This window comes from Paenibacillus cellulosilyticus (assembly GCF_003182255.1).
Lineage (GTDB): Bacteria > Bacillota > Bacilli > Paenibacillales > Paenibacillaceae > Paenibacillus_T > Paenibacillus_T cellulosilyticus.
On sequence record NZ_QGTQ01000067.1, the window covers coordinates 1 to 1,619 of the forward strand.

Genomic DNA, 1,619 nt, shown 5'->3' on the forward strand with positions numbered 1-1,619 from the left:
CCGCCGAAGATTAAGTACCGCAGCGCCAGCTTACCCGCTGCTTCATTTGCGTCCGCCTGCATCAGTTCATAGAACGAAGATGGCACCTGGTTCAGCACCGTAACCTGCTCTCGGAGCAGCAGCTCCCGCAGCGCGTAGCTGTCTTGGGCTGTCCCCTTAGGAACGATGACCAGCTTGCCGCCGTATAACAGCGCCCCGTACATTTCCCATACCGAGAAGTCAAATGATGTGCCGTGGAACAGCGTCCAGACGTCTTCTTCCGTAATTTCGAATGGAAATGCGCTGTTCTTCATCAGCCGCACCACATTCCGGTGTTCGATCATCGTTCCTTTCGGATTCCCGGTCGTCCCGGACGTATAGATCACATACAGCCCCTGCTCCGGCTGCAGCTGGATAGCCGGCTGCGATTCGGCAGCATCCTCTTCCGCCAGTAGATCCTCCACGTACAGCACTTCGCCGCTGAACGGCGCAGCCATTAGCATCGTCCGGCTTGTGAGCAGCACCTGTACCCCGCTGTCTGCGAGAATATAGCTCGTCCGCTCTGCCGGAGCGTCCGGGTCGATCGGCAAATATACGCCGCCGGCTTGCACCACGCCAAGAATCGCAGTGACCAGATTCAGATCCCGTTCCAGCCGTACGCCAACCATGGCCTCGGTGGTTATCCGTTGTCTAAGCTGTGCCGCGATGCGGCCTGCCCGTTGGTCCAGTTCCGCATAGGTCAGCTCTTCGCCTTCACAGACGGCTGCTATCCGTTCAGGGACTCTCCGCACCTGCTCCGCGAACAATTCCGCGACGGTTATCTCCGTGTCGTATTCGGCGTTGTCCTCATTGAACATCTGCAAGATCTGCGCCTGCTCCTGCTCCGTCACGACCTCCATCTCGCTGATCCTCTGCTGTGGAGCGCCGAGCGCTTCCTCTAAAATCCGTTCGAAGTGTACAGCCATCCTGCGGACGCTCTCTTCCTTGAACAGCTCATCGCAATACGTCCAGTTAACCGCGTAGCCTGCGCTCTTCTGTTCGACCGTGACCGCCAGATCGAATTTGGCTACCGCCAAAAGCATCTCCTCTTCCTGGATGGTCAAGCCATCCGCCGACGCGCTTACCTCTTCTTCGTTCTGCAGCACAAACACCACGTCAAACAGTGGATTTCTGGACATATCCCGCTTGACCTGAACGCGTTCTACCAGATCTTCCAGCGGATATTCCTGATGGCTGTAAGCCTGCAGGCAGACTTCACGGACCTCAGATAGAAAGCTTGTATAGGTCTTCTCCCCGGTCGGCCGTCCGCGCAATGCCAAGGTGTTGACGAACATCCCAACCATCGCTTCCGTATCCGGATGCGTCCTTCCGGAAATAGGCGTACCTACGATGACATCTTCTTGCCGGGTATATTTATGCAGCAGCACCATAAAGCTCGCCAGAAGGACCATATATTCGGTGGCGCCGGTTTCTTGGCTTAACCGCTGAACCTGCGCCCGGACCGTATCCTTCAGATTCAGCGTGAACGAACCTCCGCTGAACTGCTGGGTTTGCGGCCGCGGATAATCAAGCGGCAGATCCAGCACCGGGATTTCGTCATCGAACTGCTTCAGCCAATAGCTCTCCTGCTCGCGCAGGTC

At 56.9% G+C, this 1,619-nt stretch carries 1 protein-coding gene; it reads right to left on the minus strand.

Translation table 11 applies throughout. The annotated features are described in order from the left end of the window. On the minus strand, positions 1–1,619 hold a 1,619-nt coding region (locus DFQ01_RS30700), incomplete at both ends, for a non-ribosomal peptide synthetase (protein WP_146216946.1).